This window comes from Schaedlerella sp., assembly GCF_056796775.1.
In genome coordinates this window covers 1-16,856 of record NZ_JBQIKP010000029.1, presented here as the reverse complement: position 1 = coordinate 16,856, position 16,856 = coordinate 1, and the positions used below count along the sequence as shown (strand labels likewise).

Below are 16,856 nucleotides of genomic sequence, written 5' to 3'. Positions count from 1 at the left end.
GCATGCCACCGCATGCCTCTTGGTTCTATACAATTTTCTACCCTAATCTCATAACTTCAATATGCTCAGATTTTTCTTATTCAGTAGCTTCTGTAGCTTCTCATTTTGCCGCTTCAATTCTGCGTTTTCTTTTTTCAGTTTCACAATCGTCTGCTCCAGCAACCCGATCCGGTTCTCCATCACCATATCCAGAACCTTCCGTTTGCTGTCCACCATCCCTGCCTGTAGATCCAGTGCACGGTCGATCTCTTTGCGCACCACCGGGTTCTTATAAAAGAACCCCCTCGACAGCCCTGTCTTTTTCACCAGTTTTTGAATTGTTACCTTCTCTTCTTCCTCAATCATTTGCCGGACTGCGCCTTTTGCTTTTGCTATCTTTTCCTCGCTGGCTTTCCGGTTCTTTTCAATCATGTTGTCGTACTTGTTCATATTCTTCGCCCCATCCGTCTAAATATTTTTCTATCAGTTTACTCTTCCGTTCCCTTACTTCCCTCGTCTCATCCGCCAGGATCTGCAGGCTCATTTTCCTGTAATATTTCACGTTTTTTATACTCCGGTGTCCGAGCAGTTTTGCAATGGTCCAGTCATCATAATGCATCTCTGTCAGGCGGATTCCATAGCAATGGCGGAACATATGGGTGCCAAATCCAAATAACTGCCCTTTGTCATCCCGCAAGTCCTCTTTTTGTACCATTGCCATTACGCGGTTCTGCACCGTATTGTACTTCATGGGCCGCTCCGGATTCTTTTCATCTACAAAAATGAACTTCGTTTCCCCATATTTCTTTCTTGTATATTGGATTGCTTTCTGGATCAGCAGTTCCAGTTCCGCGCTGATATTTTTGACAAATGTATCTGTCTTCATCTGCTGGATGCGTATCATCGGCCGCCCTTCCTGCTCATACAGGCAGTCTGTCTGCAGCGTCAGGGTATCGGATATCCTTGTCCCAAGCATTTGGTGGATGACCATGAGCCGGCACATCTGTTCCTCCATTTTTACAAATACAGCGTTGAATCTTTTCAGTTCCGCATCACTATAGGATTTTAATTCTGTCCTTGTAGAATGCGGGATATCCGTGTTTAAAAATAAATTTTCCAAATGGCTGGCTCCATAGATTTTCCCTATGGTTTCCAGCAGTGCCCTCAGCCTTGTCAAATCATATCTGAAATTATTGACCCCGGTATCCTCTGTCTGGAGATAGATCAGATATTCTTCAAGTATTTTTCTGCTGATGTCCCTGCAGGATTTCACTTTCGGATAGTTTTCATCAAGATACTTTGATATCCGGCGCACAGCGGTTAATTCCTTTGAAATTGTGGCCAGCGCTTCATACTGTAAATGACGCAGCACTGCTGTTTTGGTTTCCTCTTTTATGGCAGGCTGTATAATTTCCTTAAAATTCAGCGTTTCAAAATTTTTGATTGGATTCGTCTTATATAGGACACCAATCCTGCTCAGATCCCAGACGTCTTTCTCTGTTTCCTCCCTTGTTTCCTGATCCTGTACGCAATAGTATATTTTACGAAAATAGGTAATGACATCCGAAGGCACTGTCTTTTCTTTTCCATACACGTTGATCCCCCGTTCCGTCCGTGCCATCCCCTGTTGCATAAGCCATGCATTCAATTTCTTTATCCATTCCTCTAATGGCTTCTCCAGAAAACTGTATGGCTGTCTATTGCTGTCCTTCAAAAAACGGCACATCCGATTGTAGTAGATCCGTTCTTGTACCATTGTTGAGACAGCAATTATTTTTGCCCTTTCCGCCAGAAAGCAGCGAAATTCCATTTGCATCCCTTCCGCCGGGAGCTTTCCCAAATCAAATCCCCAATTCGATTTTACTTTTTCTTTTTGCTTCTGCGAGGCTTTTTGGTAACATTCCATATTGCAAATGTAAATTTGATTCTCCATCTATCCCTCCCTTCCTCAACCCTGCAGCAAGGCTTTCCTCCTGCTGGCTGAAAAATTCTTCATTTGCGGCATCCAGCCTTCGCGGCATATAGTCGATGTACTGTCTGGTCATATCCTCATGATCGTGCCCCAGATAATCCCTCACTGCCTGTATGGATACACCGCTTTCATAATATTCCGTTGCTACGGCATGACGGTAATCATGGGATTGAAACAGATATTCCCCGCCTGCAATCTGGTTCTCACCGCATAATTTCATCATTTGACTTCGAAACGTCTCATATACATAGGCACCGCCGTTTTTATTTTTAAAAAGATACTCTCCCGGCTGGATCTGGTACTTCCCCATATATACTCCCATCAGCTTATACAACATCTCCGGTATTGGAATACGTTTATAGGTTTTCATTTTGATCTGGTATACCTTCACCCATGCGTCCCCGTTTTTCCATTCATATGCGTTCCCTTGCAGCGTACACACCTCACTGCACCGCAGCCCTGCACACCATAAGTGCAGGAACATCAGCCGAAGGTGTTCCGGAAATCGGTACAATTTTGAAAGGATTTCTTCACATACTTCCTCCCGGACACTCCTGTCATGGTGTACCGGGATTACCTTTTTCTGGTACATCTCATACAAAAATGGAATCCTCCGGATGTACCCCTTTACTAACAGGAAATTGAAAAAATGCCGGATATTGAATAACTGCCCATTAAATGTCTTTTCGGCAACTTCTTTTTTACGGAGTCCCTCTAAATACAGATGTATTTTTTCTTCCTGCAATTCACAGATGTCCAGCTCTTCCCTATCAAATACCTGGAGGAATTTCCGAATTTCAAGAAATTTGCTCTGTATACTGCTCAGGGACATATCTGTGATTCCCAAAGCGTAACGCATGTATTCTTTTAGATATTTTTGGTTTGCTTCCTGAGTGATTTCCCGGAATGAAATGCTCTCCACTACTTTACTTGGGTTTATCCTCTCCTTTGAAAAATGAAACCGTTCCAGATACCATATCTGTGCATGCCAGTGTATCCGATCGGCCTGCAGGAATAATATTTTTCTGCATAATTCTATAATCCCGGGAAATCTTCTGATCCATCTCCCCGACACTTTTTGTGCCAGATAATGTCTGAATCCTTCTTCCTGCTCTAAAGTAATGGTCTCTATGTCTGCAATCCCCATCTGGATGCAGTAGCCATAAAAATACTGCAAAGCTGTCAATTTTTCTTTCCTCTGACATGTTTCGCTGATTGCCACTACATGATTCAGACATTCAAAAACTTGTTCTTTCAGTTTTCTGCTGCATTTCTTTGTAAAGTCCCATACCAGACAGTTTTTGTCTTTTGCCTGAACAAACTGCTGTGCAACCTCCAGCTTTGGATAATAAGGAAGGAATACCACCTGATCCGCATATTTTAATTCATATTTCCTGCGGCCGGATATCGTCTGCATTTCCTGCCGCATGGCATGGAGCTTCATCTTGTCAAACGTATGCAGGCAGGTCGATGAAGCGGCATACGGTATTTTATGTTTTTCTACATAATCCTCGTAAATCAGACGTAATGGATAATCTATTTCTGACAGATGCCATACGTCATATTCCATGAGAAATCTTTTCACATAGTTTCGGAACTGGCTCCTGACCTCCGTACATTCCCGCACTTCCTGATCAAGCTGCCGCTTTAGTCCTTCCCTGTCCTCCTGCTGCTCTGCCAGCTGTAATTTATAGGCAGGCATTTTTACCACCTCCTGTATGCATGCCCTTCATTTGTGTACGGCTACAATAACTGCTCCACATTATAGAGTGCCGAATGTTTCGCATAATAGGCATCGCTGGCCTCCAGCAGTTCATCATCTACAATGTTCAGATATTTTACCGTTGTTTCCAGATGCTTATGTCCAAGCGCCTCGCTGATCATCTCCAGCCTCCATCCGGCTTTCCGCCTCATGACCGCAAAATATCTCCGCAGCATATGGGGCGTCACCTTGATCCCTGTCTTATGCTCCATCCTCCGGAACATGCTGTAGACCGCATCCACGTCCCATGCTTTCCCGGCTTCCTCACCGGCGATATTGATGAACAGGAGCTGTTGGTGCTGCAGAAGTTTTCGGTATTCCGCAAGATAATACATCAAAAATTCAAAGGTTTCCTTGCTGACTTTCGCCCTCCGATACTCTGCGTTTTTCGCCCTTGCCCCGTTCTCATTGTCATCCCGGAAATAAATCCGTATGGTATGGTTCCTGAAATCAATATCCTTCGTATAATCAATCCCAAGGATTTCCCCGATCCGGTACCCGGTCTCCGCCGCCAGCAGGATCAATAGCTGGTCACGGCAGTTGGTGCAGGCTTTCAGCAATGTCAATATTTCATTCTGCTCTGCCGCACGTACTTTTCGTTCCTCCTCCCTCAGATAGCCTTTGAACGCGCGGTACCTGAGCCTCCTTTGGACACCTGCATGATTCACCGTGGTGAAAGAATCATAATAAAGAACTTTCAGGCTTTCATACTTTCCCTGCATCTCCATAAAAAGATAGAACCTGAACACATCTTTCAAATATGCGTTGCAGGTTCCATTGTTCGGAATCTTAATCTCTTCTGTTTCCCTATGATTCCCGTCTTTCAGCCAATGCAGGAACTTGACGAAGTGACTGCTCTGTTCTTCGTATTCCATTGCGATCACCTGATCAGCCGTCTTATCCAGAGTCTTAAGATATTCCAGATAAGCCGCCAGAGAATACGCATTCCTCCGGACCGTGTTTGGCGATTTGTTGGACATCGTCTTATGCATCAGATACCGGGATGGGGCCAGAACCATCTCCATGGTATCTGTTTCGCAAATATAGAAGCACTGTACTGTGCCATCCATTTCACTGATTACCTTGTAATGTTCCATGCTGTTTCCCTCCTTCCTCTGACGCTATGGGATCTGTCCGTTTCCCTCACAGCTCCCTGCAAACCCATGAAAATTGCCTTCGGTAATAGGGCTTGCTCTTTTGCGGTATCTATGTTTTCATATGGGCAGTTCAGTAAATGCGCTGTCCTGCCCTAACATCTATACGCTATCTACAGTATACCCACTCCATGCTTGCAAAGCCATCCATCAATACCACCAAACCGACGAAATCTGCCCGTGAAATACCAACAAACATTCCGCTCCAATCCTTCCTGATTTTTGGGCAGAACTGACAATGACTTTACCTGTACTTACATATAATAGTGAATATTTTTCCGCTTCCCTATGAACCTTTCCACGTCCTCTATGCCCTCCGCCATCTGGCAGGGAGGCAGGGCACAGAGCACGTCCTCATAATATCTCCCGCCCCTGGCCGCCCGCTGGTCCAGGATCGTCACCACGCAGGTATCCGTCTCCGTCCGGATAGCCCTGCCGAAGCCTTGCCGGAGTTTCTTCTGCATGTCCGGAACAGCAACAGCATCTATGTATTCCCGCAGATTCCCATACTGCTCCTTCTCCGCTTCCTGTACCGGGTCCGGCACAGAAAAAGGGAGCCTGACGATGATCAGGGAGGACACCATGTCCCCTGGAAAATCCACGCCCTCCCAGCAGGAACCGGATGCGAACAGCACCGCATTGCTCATCTTTTTAAACCGCATGATCTCTTCCTGGGTGTGACGCCATACCTCCACCATGGGGAATGGAATGCTTCCCCGCAGAAGCTGGTAGACACTCCCCATCAGTGAATAGGATGTAAACAGCACCAACGTATGTCCATGGGTGGAGCAGCTCAGTTGTTTGATCTTCTTTGCGATCCAGGCTGCTTCCTCCCGGCTCCCATGCCGAATCCTTTTCCCATCCTGGGGCAGGTAAAGCAGGCAATTCCGTTTGTATTCGAATGGAGATTCTGCCACATATTCCTGCACTTTTGGTTTTTTCTTCCGATCCTGTTCGCTTAGTCCCATCATCTGCCGGGTACGCACAAACCCTGTTCCTGCTTTCAAAGTCCCGCTGGTCAGAATTGCCGGAATCCCCTGATCCCATAACATTTTCTGGAGATACGCAGGAACCTCCCGGCTGGCCCTGCAGAACACCGGAAGCTGCCGGGAATCCTGCTCCAGAAATAAAATGTACCTCCTGTCCGGGATTAGAAAGCAGCAGAGGAGCTTTCCTGCTTCTTCCAGCCGGTCGTGAATCCATTTAGAAACACTCCCCCTGCATCGCCTGCCCATTTCAAATAGGAATACTGCACTTTCTTTGATGGTAGAAATGCATTCCTTTGTCTGCCGGAATGCGATACGCTGCCCCTCCTCAAAGGTATGATTTTCCGCTATGACCCGGAAGAGTTTTTTCATCGCGGATTTCAAATACCCGGCGCGGATTCCCTGGTGTTCCTTTTCCAGCATGCAGCAGATCTCCAGGATGTCATCACAGCATAAAGTTTTTCCGCACATCTGGCCTGCGGCGTCCGGAAGCTTATGGGCTTCATCCACCACCAGTGCCCGGTAATCGGAGAGCAGCGGGAGGTATCCCTTTTCCCGATGAGAAGCGTCCGCAAGCAGATAGTTGTGATTACAGATCTGAAAATGGATTCCTGCGCTTTTTGCCCGTTCCATATATCTATGATATCGGCAGTTGCCCTTCTCGAGGCAATTCTTCGGACAAAACCTGGGAACACATACAAGCCTCCTGTCAAACCCGCTCAACCCATGTACCTGGTCCATATCATAGCATGTCCGGAGAGCAAGCAGCGCTTGTCTTTGTCCCTCATTCTTCCGCTTCCCCCGAATGGCCAAAAGCCTCTGCTCCAGACGGTTGTCGCATACGAAGTGCTCCTTTCCCTTACGGACTGCGGCTTTCAGCGGGGTACGGATGAGTGTTTCTTCCTGCAGGAGCCTGGATAAAAAGGGGATATATTCCTGCATGATTGCCTCCTGGAGTGCAATACTGGAAGTGGAGATCACTGCCGAACGGCAGCCGGTTCCCGGGGCACCTCCGCCTTCTTTCCTATATTTTTCCAGCATGATACAGGCCACCAGGTATGCATATGTTTTCCCGATGCCTACTCCGGCGTCGCAGAGTGCGATGCGGTTCCCCCATAAAGTATCCAGCATTTCATGGCTTAGGCGAAGCTGCTCTTCCCTCACCTTTAATCCATGCCTTGGCAGGAGTTTTTGGAAAATATGATCCACTTCCTCGTGGGCTTTTCTCTGATACCAGCCCATCGATATGGTACGCTCAGCGTGCTTCATCTGTCCTGTTCCTCTTTCCGGATTTTTTGTCTTGGGTTTTCCTGCTGTCTACCACCGGCAGCATATTGATCTGCCCGTTTATGAAGGCCATCCTCTCAGGGATTTTATATTTCTCCATGTATTTTGCCGTCAGCTCCTCACTCAGGGAGCAAAAATCATCCTCTGACAGCCCTACGATCAGAAATGTCCCTGTTATAATGTCATACATATTTCCGCTGCTGTCATAAAGCCTCCTGTTCGGCAGTAAACCGTTCAGTTTGCCCTCATCATTGAGGAGGATCGCAACTGGATCTTCAAACGGACAAATTGCTTCTATCATTCCCCCGACCTGATCCTGCAAGGTTCTCAGTTTATTCGGAATGGTCATGACGCTGGGTTCCCTGAATGGTTTTACTGACAGGACTGTTATAGAGTCTGTATCTATTTTATGAGCTGATTGTTTTTCGCTCTCCCAAGCCCTCCGGCTTTCGTGTTCGTATTCCATCTCTTTTTCTTACCTTCCTTCACGTATGGCGTTGGTATCACATGCATGCGGCCGTGGGCTGCCACAGCCGCATAGTATCTGATATCAACGACACACTTCGATTGATTTCATGTCTGTTCCGGTACAGGACTGTATGATCCTGTACCGGACAGTTCCTTATTTTTCTTTATCTTTGGCATTCGTATTTGGCCCCGCCTCCCCGACTGCCGGCCATCTCTGCGATGGTCTGGAACTGGTGAAAAATAACTTTCGTATACTGATCATCTATAAAGAATGATATTGCGCAATCTGTATCAATTAAAAGTTTTTCCCGAGATCCTTTAGGGAACACTACAGGCAGGCATCTGGCTGGTACGGTGTTTATGGACTGATGTTGAACTCATTTTTTGATTGCAACTGTGAAAAATATCAGCCTGGTCTCGCTACGTTATCGAGTACCAAAACACTCCACACGTACCGAGTGATATTGGTTTTCACAGACTGAGTCAACAGTAAAACCAGAAATCTTCTGTGTCCTACTATCTTTCATTTTCTATACACCGTACAGGATGCCGTTCACGGATGTCCGAAAGGTCTTGCTGATTACAACCTGAATTCCATCCCCTACTCTTTGGCAGCTCTGTGTATCATTATCCCCCGCTTGTGATCATGGCGGAAAGCCAGCCGCGGCTTTATTTCAAGTATAAGGGATCGCTCGGAGTGGGAACAGACGCTGCATGAACGAAAGCCGAGTTCTTCTTGCTGGCTTCCATCACCGGGAAGCCATATCTTCGTCCGTACAACGGCCGTTTCCGCTCGTCCTGGCGCTTATCTTGTCACGCTTCTACTTGCGGGAACGTACCTGTAATGCTGGTATGAAGTTGTCAAAGTACGGCTGAAAGGTATTTACCGTGGCAGCTCATTGATTCAACCTGAAAAAAATTTACCCTTCTACTATATAGCCGTTGGGAAATGCCTTTTTGGTTCACTTTAGTTAAAATTTTTTAATTTTTTTCTTAATCTCTTGATGCTGGTGTTGATTGTATGTATACTGATGCCGGTTTTCTCTGAGATCTCCCGCCTGGAAAACCCCATCATTTTCAGAAGCAAAAGCTGCAGTGTCTTTTTATCTGTAGTTATCAGAATATGTAAAAGTCCTTCATCACTGATCGAATCCAATACTGTGGAAATATCTTCCGTTTCCTGTTCTTCTGTTGCTGGGCTTTCCCAATCCGGATATTCCGGAAACACTGCCCGGTGCTCCTGGTAACGCCTCTCTGCTTTAAAATCTTTCCAGTCACTGCATCTAAGCTCCTGTATCGCTTCTTCATCCATCCCCAAGGCACGGAGCTGTTTTTCCTCCTCTTTTTTCCATTGTTTCCATTTATATTCTTCTTTTGCTTTGTGATAAGCCATTTATCCTTCCTCCGATCTGAAATTTTGAAATCAGATCGGAGTGAGGCGGCGATCGGGCCGTCCAGCTAAATTGGGGCATAAAAATAGTGGTGCATCCTGAACCATAGTTGCACCACTACTAATATGTTATTTATGTCTAAATCTTTTAAACACTAACACATAATCATATGTCTTTTGTATTTCAAAAAATTACTGTTGAGTATTTTGGGATAGTAATATAAAAAGGCAGGTTTGCTTTTTAACACATCCCGCCTATTTCATACATTGATAAATGATAATTTCTCTATTTACTTCCTTTGTTTTATCTGTTCACTAACCACCTCGACTCATCATCTGGGCTCATTTCCTTTTCAGGTTTTAAGTAACCTATACCCATAGATATTTTGAAAACAAGGAAATTATACTACAAGCCCCATACGACAATTCACTAACAGACAGTGTTATTCAGTACTTTATTCGTTACTGAAAAAGAATGTTTCGTAAAATTAATTGTAGTCTGAAACACACTCATTCAATTTGCCACCTGACTATTTTTTATATCCTTCATACTCGAAAGTTAAAGCCTTTCTCCTTTTGTTGGAAATCTTGACTTCCGAGTATGCAAGGCATACCATCAAATAACGTCAAAATACTCGTCATTAAACTTCACAAGATTGGCATTAAACAAAGTGATGAATAACGTATACAGTATCGTCCATTGAAACCAATGCAATCCAACAAAAAATCAGACAAAATACTGTCAACTCATTTGGCACTGTAATTAATTTAATTCTGTAGATTGTGTTTGGAAATTCAGACAAGCTAATTATTCGATCCGCCTTATTTCCCCAAAATAGGAATTCCCTCTTTTTATAACAGTTCCAAGGCTACGGCTACAGAAAAGATCAATTTCTACACTAAAATTTTCTAAACATATCCAAAATATTATCTTCCAATACAATTAAGCGTGTCAAGCTCTTATTAACGAATATACAACAACATCTACAATGCCTTTTTCTTCCCAACACTGCGCCTGTCGAAGTAAACCTTCTTTTGTAAATCCCACCTTTCTTAAAACAATTTTCGATTGTCTATTTTGTGGCAAAACAAACGCTTGTATTCTATTTATTTCTGTCGTTTTGAAAAGAAAGTTTATCATACCTTCTAATGCAATCGGCATTATTCCCTTTCCCCAAAATTTTTCATTTAAACGATATCCCAGCGAAACACTCCGTACATCATTTTCCAAATCATATACTTCAATAATCCCCAAAATTTTATTAGGAAAATCATTAAAACAAATTCCCCAGAAAAATGCATTATTATTTCTGGCACTTTTCTCAAATCCCTCAATAAGATTTATTATACCCATTTTACTTTCTATAGCCTTTCCAGGCAAAAAGGTCATAACTCTTTCATTTGAATATATTTTATACACTTCATCTATATCACTAAGCATTATTTTTCTAAGAAGAATATTTTCAAACGAAATTTTAGATAATTCAATTTTCATTTTTCTCTCCATTTCACTATTTATAGTCTAAAGAGGCTTTTAAACATATGATTTTTCTATTTGTTCGAATAATGCCAGAATTCAAATTATTATTCTAACCATTTGACAAAAACCAAGAAAAGTCGCTACAACTCAAGACATTTTTTTCCTACACCGGTTTTCTCTAATATCATTGTAAATGGTATTCCCAATAAAAAGCATGCAAAAAATTGTCCTATACATATATAAGAAAAATTGATTACAAATACTTCACAAAAATTCCCCCCTGACGATAAAATCACAGAAAGTTCCGTCCCTATTATTAAAGCATTAATTATTACTGGTGGTACAGCTGACAAAAACGGAATACCGAACAGTCGTATCTTTCTAGCTTTACGAGTTAATATTGCTGCAAATAGTGTTGCAATAGTTCCAAAGAATACATCAAATAATCCTAATACATTAACGCCTGTAAAAAAACCTATCAAATTCGAAAGTGCACATCCTAAGGTAACTCCCCAGATTCCTGTCACTGAAAAAACTGGGAGTAACGTAAGAGCTTCTGAAACTCTAACTTGAACAGCGCCAAAACTTAATGGAGCTAACGCCATGCACAATGTTGTGTATAAAGCAGCAATCATAGATATTATGGTCATTTTTTTTATATTCATTTTCAATACCTCACTTATCTAAAAATCAATTCTTGGTTCGGTGGCAGTTTCCCACTGCAATCTTCTCCAACTGTGTAACTAATTCGTATTTTGTAATTTTTTATATCAATAGTTCTTGCTTCCCTTTTATTTAAAAGCACCTTATCTATTTCACTATTCCACAGAATCCCCCAATAAATCCATTTCCTAGTATATCCATCTTCATATGAACTAAAAATAAAATTACAATCTTCGTCATTATTTACAAGTAAGAGTCCAGAACTTACCCTTAAAAGTTTATAGTTAAGAAAGCCTTTTTTTATAATTGCACATGAAATATTTCCATGTTTATTTGTAAAAAATAATATATATTTGTTAGTATACTCTTCTGAAGCTAATAATAATTCAGGTGCATTCTCCTCCCCTATTTGGTAACTTTCTTTTACTAGCCATTCATAAGGAGACTGTTTAGATGGCAAATTCATTACTATTAAAAAAACGAAAATACAATTCAAAAAAGCCATTAATTTTTTTCTATTTCTCATAAAATCTAACATAATAAAGTCAATCTTATATTATTAAAAGTGGCTGTTATAGCAGCCACTTTTAATTAATACGGTAATCCCCCTAATGTACATGAGAGACTCCATTGCTTTGGAGTATTGCTAAGTGAAAATCCCAATCCAACACTACTTATAGAAGCTGAAATATTTATATTCCCTATGCCAGATTGATATGTATGTATATACTTCATTATTGCTTCAGCCTTATTTGCTCCTCCTGTCAAGGAATTTTTAGTTAATGTTGCAGAAATATCCGCTTGACTAACATAGATCATATATTTTCCACCTGCATTTGCAAATTCATCAAATGCATACACTCTACCTGCATTTGGAACAGCATCACTCAAATAAACATTTTGTGCCCCTCCCACATTCCATCTAGCATAACAATTAGAACTTGAAACTTGATATCCACCTGACCATGCTATTCCCAAAAAATCATTTCCAACAGCAGGATTATTTGCAGGAGTATATATGGTATCAAAGCCATTCCAATTTGCATAACCATTTAAGTTAACTGATACACCACTTCCTACCATAGAATATGTTCCGCTGAATGTAATTGATAATTTTCCTCTACTATTTGTGCTTCTACCTTGAGTTGGTACGTTTGAATCTGGATTTAAATCATCAAAATTATCGATTCCAATTGCTTCAACTTCATCTTTCGATAATAATCGACTATCAGAAATTATCAACTCATCATTTATATAAGCATAATTTTCCTCAACAAACACTGTAGCCTTAATTGTAACAAGATTTTTTTCACCATTTCTATTTTCAATATTATCTTCATTCAATAATTCTGTAATAATATAAGCATCTGGAAATTCTGAAGAATATACCGTAAATTCCTTTTTATCCTCTTCACTTTTATTTTCATCTGCTGCATATCCCGTAACATACAAAGATAACGTCATTAAAGCTACTAGCATTAATGCAACACATTTTTTTATTTTTCTCATTTTAACTTCCTCCTTGAATATTAAATCACTTTAATACTAATAAGATATAATATAGCCTGTTTTTCTTCCAGCAGTATATAGCAAAAGAATCTGTAAAACAATATTTCTGCCACTCCGTAGCACCATATACTATCTTACCTTTTTTATCCACATACATCAATTTTTTCATGTGAATTTCAAATTAGAAATCTCGGATTTTTTCATTTTAAAATCATTTGATTTCATTATGTATCCCCCCCTATCTTTTGTGTATTCCCGGAAACTCAATCCCATTCTATTTCCGCATTTTTTTGTCTCTGCAATCCCCCACACATTCACCTCCCTTCCAATTACGAGTACTCTCGGAAAGTCGCAGCCCATGAAAACACAGGGTTTTCAAAGCACCCTTTTTTTCTTCACCTCCACTTTCCGGTGGAGATTCATTCATTTCTTTTATTTCCTAAAATTTTTCAAAAAAACTATTGACAAATCTGCCGATTTGTGCGGCCGCGTTGATTGATTAAAATGCGTCATCAATCAACGCGGCCCTTTGGTTAAGGCGATCTAATCGTTTTTCACACTTACCAAACCAAAGGATACACATATGTTAATTCAATGGCAGTCCCATCGGGAATATCTGCATTTCGTGCATGGGGCAAAAGTTCACATGGATTCTTCCCAGCGCACACGGCTCCATCTCGAATTCGGCGCCGCACGGGAAAAGTTTCGCATTCTTAATCTGGCCCCCGTCATGGAATACCTTTCCCAATTCTATTCCGCCATAGGGCGTCCGGCTAAAAACTAGACCCAGATCATACGCTCCCTTGTCCTTATGGTGATGCTCCACGTTACCAGCCTTACCTTCTGGCTACAAAAACTCAAGGCCGGCTCTCTCCTTGCCATGCTGGTTGGCTGTACGCCGGATTCCCTTCCCCCGCTTGGCTCTTATTTAGACTTTATGGGCAGGCTCTGGGCACAGTCTAAGGCTCCCAGAAAACCAGCAGGAAGGATCTCTTTCCAAAAAATAAGAACTCCAAACCTTCCCAAAAGCCCGGAAAAGGGAAAAAGCTTCCTAATAAACATGACGGGATTACCGATTTCATGGCCGAATATGCCCTGGCCCATGATGACTTCCCTTTCCATTATGAAGAAAAGCTCCAGCATTTCTTCCGCCTTGCCGCGCTCCTCCTTTCCCTACGGGACGGGCTGATCCCAAAGGACGGCGTCACCCTTTCCGGCGACGGCACCTGTGTCCATTCCCATGCCTCCCCTTACGGGCACAAGGTCTGTAAATGTGCGGAAAACGGCATTTCCCACTGCTCCTGTAAACGCCATTTCTCTGACACGGATGCGGACTGGAACTGGGACAGCGACCTCAATACCTTTTATTTCGGGCATACGCTCTACATGCTCTGCTCCCATAATACACAGACCGGCGTGAATCTTCCCCTGCATATCCGCTTCCTCAATGCCAGGAGAAATGACAGCGTCAGTGCCATCGTCGCCTTGCGCGAATTCAGGACCCTAAACCACGATATCCCCATCCGGGACATCTGCCTGGACTCCGCCCATGACAACTATGCGACCTATGGGCTCTGCCAGAAGTGGGGGGATCCAGCCCTTCATCGACCTCAATGAAAACCGCGGCAGGCCTGTATCCATCCCCGATTCGATTACCATTGAAAGTGACGGCACTCCCCTGTGCATGGTAGGCCTGCGTATGGTCAACTGGGGGGATTGTAAACAGAAGCATTCCCGCAAATGGCGCTGCCCCCTTTTGCCTGCGGGAAAACCGACTCCTGCTCCAGCAAGGAGAAATGTTCCCCTTCTGCCTATGGACGCTGTGTCTACACAAAACCTGACTGGGACATCAGGCTCATCCACCTGTACCCAGAGGCACTCAGGAATATCAGGAGATTTACAACAATCGGACTTCCTGCGAAAGGGTCAATAACCGGGTTCTTAACGACTACCATCTGCACGACATGGGCATCCATACCAAAAAGCAGTATTCGTTCTTTACTATGATCATCGGCATCAATATCCATTTGGATGCACAGATGAAAAAATGCACAGCAACGGCCTCCTAAATCCAGAGTCCTGACCTAATAAAACCTTTTTCAAAACCTGCCATACGGGAGGTTTTAGAGTCATGCCTTTCACTCATCATTTCCATCTCCATGTCAGGCATAGCATCTCCACATACACTTTTTCTTCAGATCGCCTCTGCCATCGCCTGCCGATTTTCTGCATACCTGCCTTCTTTCCGAGAGTACTCATTACGGATATTCCTTTAAGAGCATTATATTAGAAAGTGAATAGCTAATGCCCTTCAATCCGAATCCCATTAGAGAGCTTTCTCTCATTTCCATTCCGACATTATGACCATTTTTCGACCATAACAATGTTAAATTTCACTTTCTGGATAGAGGGAAACTTCTGAGAACATATGGCCGTTCCATCTTTCATTTAAAACTATATAGTGCTAAAGTACTATGCCTTAAATTTTACTTACACACATTTTCTGACATACCTTTTCCAGCTTTCATACTGCTGTCTATTTCTGAATCACACTCTATAAGTTTTTTAGGTATTTCAAAATTATACATTCCTAATGTGAGTGATTTTCTCACACCAAGTTTTCCAAATTCACATAACAGCTTGATACCTTTTTCTTTTAAGTTTTTCATTTTTTCTTTCTCCTATCTTTCAGTTTCTGGTGAGCACTTTGATATTTCTGAGTTTATACCGGTCGTTTTTACCAATACTTTTTGTCAATCTGTTTTCTATTCCTTCGGATTCCCTGCTCATCCTTTTCCTGATCCTTTATAGAGAACTCCAGCGGGAACTCTTCCTCTTTAAAACCATATTATCCGATTTCTTCCAGCTTCATTCTCACTTTCACCCAGACATATTCCTTGTAGATTCTGCTTTTGATACGATTGAAATCTACGGATTTTTGAAATACGAATTTCATTTTTCAAAAGTCCTAATTCCATATAATCCTCGAAATGAAAGCACTCTCAAAAAAGTGGACTAAATGAATACGGATATCCCATTTACCCGGAGGCCCCCCTCTCTCGCCATGAAGTTCTTGGCATTACAAGAAAAAAACATGGGCTGACCGTATCAAATGACGTCGCCCCAAATACACTATGAGAAGGGGCATTAATCTGCGACTGTAAAAAAACTGCAGTACTGATAAAAAAGTTCGCACCACTTATACTTGTGAAAATAAAGATTTCCGTATGTTTCCCGGTGTTCAGCAAGACACGAAGGAATGGATTGCTCTTTACAAGATCAGAACCATTGTCGAACAAACCATCAGTCATTTTAAAACTAGTACATTTCCTGAAGAAACATTCGGAACCATGCCACCACAATACATTAGAAGCTTAAAGTCATTAATTTCCTGAAAAAGTATTTCATTGTCATAATTCTTTTTGAATCATAAAAAGGCGTATTCTCTATTCTGATATTGTCTATAAATTTTAAAATATATCTGATTTTGATTCATTTTCTCCTTTTCTGCAAAAATTTATCCACATTAATAGCGAAATCATTTAACAATTACCTATTTTTAATTATTATTACATTAACACATATTTTTATATGTAAATCATTTATTCTTAAAAGACCTTTTCCATATAGCAAACGTTTTTTATGTAGTTTTTCTTACGTTTAAGAAAACTGATATTACTTAAACGTCAAGTTTGTAGAGTCTCAATCATTTTTAATTATACTAAATATGCGGATTATATTAACGAAATTTGTCAGATTTACTAAAATAGTTGTATGTTATTTAGCACGAAGGAGCAGATTTATGTCAATTTAAAAAAACTACAATAAACAGACCAATTTCTACTTCGCATATGAAGCCACCTATGCACGGGATGATAGTAAATACGAAATAATGTATATTTATGAATCTACTATCATTATTGATACAAAGGGCTTTATCAAAGAACAGCTGAAAGAAACAACCGCATACCAAAGACGATGGCACTAATCAGCATGCTCTATAAGATAATAGAACAGATCGGCAGTCTGTCGGCGGAGGAAAAATATATCATACGTCAAAAGCAGCCAAAACCGCTTTGAGAGGCTCTCTTCGAGTGGTTTCATACCCTAGAGCGCTCTATAAGCAGATCTTTAGAGGAAGCCGTTCTGTACGAGTTAAACCAAGAGAAATATCAAAAGATTGATAACTCGACCGCTGAACGGTCA

13 protein-coding genes are annotated in these 16,856 nt (G+C 41.8%); 1 reads left to right on the top strand and 12 read right to left on the bottom strand.

All coding sequences use genetic code 11. From position 1 onward, the window contains the following. Positions 1-48: 48 nt before the first annotated feature. From ACTOY7_RS13425 to ACTOY7_RS13375, 11 genes are all read right to left on the bottom strand, one after another. Positions 49-429 (bottom strand): DUF6262 family protein, encoded by a 381-nt coding sequence (locus ACTOY7_RS13425; RefSeq protein ID WP_482671529.1) that lies wholly within the window; start codon positions 427-429, stop codon positions 49-51. Beyond that, on the bottom strand, positions 404-1,789 hold the full coding sequence (locus tag ACTOY7_RS13420) for a tyrosine-type recombinase/integrase (protein ID WP_482672690.1): 1,386 nt from the start codon (positions 1,787-1,789) through the stop codon (positions 404-406). The genes ACTOY7_RS13425 and ACTOY7_RS13420 overlap by 26 nt, the downstream gene beginning before the upstream one ends. Positions 1,790-1,820: 31 nt before the next feature. Next, the gene (locus ACTOY7_RS13415) at positions 1,821-3,653 is read right to left on the bottom strand and encodes a tyrosine-type recombinase/integrase (protein ID WP_482671531.1); all 1,833 of its coding nucleotides are present in this window, start codon (positions 3,651-3,653) and stop codon (positions 1,821-1,823) included. 41 nt (positions 3,654-3,694) lie between these two features. Continuing rightward, positions 3,695-4,810 (bottom strand): tyrosine-type recombinase/integrase, encoded by a 1,116-nt coding sequence (locus tag ACTOY7_RS13410; RefSeq protein WP_482671532.1) that lies wholly within the window; start codon positions 4,808-4,810, stop codon positions 3,695-3,697. Between the two features lie 311 nt (positions 4,811-5,121). Then, on the bottom strand, positions 5,122-7,122 hold the full coding sequence (locus ACTOY7_RS13405; RefSeq protein WP_482672689.1) for an ATP-dependent DNA helicase: 2,001 nt from the start codon (positions 7,120-7,122) through the stop codon (positions 5,122-5,124). Next, positions 7,109-7,606 carry a DUF3846 domain-containing protein gene (locus ACTOY7_RS13400; protein ID WP_482672688.1) on the bottom strand — a complete coding sequence of 166 codons (498 nt, stop codon included), beginning with the start codon at positions 7,604-7,606 and terminating at the stop codon, positions 7,109-7,111. Before ACTOY7_RS13400 ends, ACTOY7_RS13405 begins: the two co-directional genes overlap by 14 nt. A gap of 969 nt (positions 7,607-8,575) precedes the next feature. Further along, on the bottom strand, positions 8,576-9,001 hold the full coding sequence (locus ACTOY7_RS13395) for a sigma factor-like helix-turn-helix DNA-binding protein (RefSeq protein WP_482672687.1): 426 nt from the start codon (positions 8,999-9,001) through the stop codon (positions 8,576-8,578). Positions 9,002-9,950: 949 nt separating this feature from the next. Further along, a complete protein-coding gene (locus ACTOY7_RS13390; RefSeq protein WP_482672686.1) occupies positions 9,951-10,493 on the bottom strand; it encodes a GNAT family N-acetyltransferase in 543 nt (180 codons plus the stop codon). Between the two features lie 125 nt (positions 10,494-10,618). Next, positions 10,619-11,143, bottom strand: coding sequence for a QueT transporter family protein (locus tag ACTOY7_RS13385; protein WP_482672685.1), 525 nt, complete (start codon positions 11,141-11,143; stop codon positions 10,619-10,621). 14 nt (positions 11,144-11,157) lie between these two features. Further along, positions 11,158-11,679 (bottom strand): hypothetical protein, encoded by a 522-nt coding sequence (locus ACTOY7_RS13380; RefSeq protein ID WP_482672684.1) that lies wholly within the window; start codon positions 11,677-11,679, stop codon positions 11,158-11,160. Positions 11,680-11,732: 53 nt separating this feature from the next. Continuing rightward, a complete protein-coding gene (locus tag ACTOY7_RS13375; protein WP_482672683.1) occupies positions 11,733-12,650 on the bottom strand; it encodes a hypothetical protein in 918 nt (305 codons plus the stop codon). A 1,080-nt stretch (positions 12,651-13,730) separates the two neighbouring features. Here ACTOY7_RS13375 and ACTOY7_RS13370 point away from each other — a divergent pair. Next, on the top strand, positions 13,731-14,267 hold the full coding sequence (locus ACTOY7_RS13370; RefSeq protein WP_482672682.1) for a hypothetical protein: 537 nt from the start codon (positions 13,731-13,733) through the stop codon (positions 14,265-14,267). A gap of 869 nt (positions 14,268-15,136) precedes the next feature. Here ACTOY7_RS13370 and ACTOY7_RS13365 read toward each other — a convergent pair. Then, positions 15,137-15,319: a hypothetical protein gene (locus tag ACTOY7_RS13365; protein ID WP_482672681.1), complete on the bottom strand. Its 183-nt coding sequence runs from the start codon at positions 15,317-15,319 to the stop codon at positions 15,137-15,139. Positions 15,320-16,856 lie beyond the last annotated feature (1,537 nt).

What these genes read in the sequence shown, in the direction of transcription:
- ACTOY7_RS13425 (WP_482671529.1), bottom strand. Translation starts at nt 429, where the DNA reads ATGAACAAGTACGACAACATGATTGAAAAGAACCGGAAAGCCAGCGAG.
- ACTOY7_RS13420 (WP_482672690.1), bottom strand. Translation starts at nt 1,789, where the DNA reads ATGGAATTTCGCTGCTTTCTGGCGGAAAGGGCAAAAATAATTGCTGTC.
- ACTOY7_RS13415 (WP_482671531.1), bottom strand. Translation starts at nt 3,653, where the DNA reads ATGCCTGCCTATAAATTACAGCTGGCAGAGCAGCAGGAGGACAGGGAA.
- ACTOY7_RS13410 (WP_482671532.1), bottom strand. Translation starts at nt 4,810, where the DNA reads ATGGAACATTACAAGGTAATCAGTGAAATGGATGGCACAGTACAGTGC.
- ACTOY7_RS13405 (WP_482672689.1), bottom strand. Translation starts at nt 7,122, where the DNA reads ATGAAGCACGCTGAGCGTACCATATCGATGGGCTGGTATCAGAGAAAA.
- ACTOY7_RS13400 (WP_482672688.1), bottom strand. Translation starts at nt 7,606, where the DNA reads ATGGAATACGAACACGAAAGCCGGAGGGCTTGGGAGAGCGAAAAACAA.
- ACTOY7_RS13395 (WP_482672687.1), bottom strand. Translation starts at nt 9,001, where the DNA reads ATGGCTTATCACAAAGCAAAAGAAGAATATAAATGGAAACAATGGAAA.
- ACTOY7_RS13390 (WP_482672686.1), bottom strand. Translation starts at nt 10,493, where the DNA reads ATGAAAATTGAATTATCTAAAATTTCGTTTGAAAATATTCTTCTTAGA.
- ACTOY7_RS13385 (WP_482672685.1), bottom strand. Translation starts at nt 11,143, where the DNA reads ATGAATATAAAAAAAATGACCATAATATCTATGATTGCTGCTTTATAC.
- ACTOY7_RS13380 (WP_482672684.1), bottom strand. Translation starts at nt 11,679, where the DNA reads ATGTTAGATTTTATGAGAAATAGAAAAAAATTAATGGCTTTTTTGAAT.
- ACTOY7_RS13375 (WP_482672683.1), bottom strand. Translation starts at nt 12,650, where the DNA reads ATGAGAAAAATAAAAAAATGTGTTGCATTAATGCTAGTAGCTTTAATG.
- ACTOY7_RS13370 (WP_482672682.1), top strand. Translation starts at nt 13,731, where the DNA reads ATGGCCGAATATGCCCTGGCCCATGATGACTTCCCTTTCCATTATGAA.
- ACTOY7_RS13365 (WP_482672681.1), bottom strand. Translation starts at nt 15,319, where the DNA reads ATGAAAAACTTAAAAGAAAAAGGTATCAAGCTGTTATGTGAATTTGGA.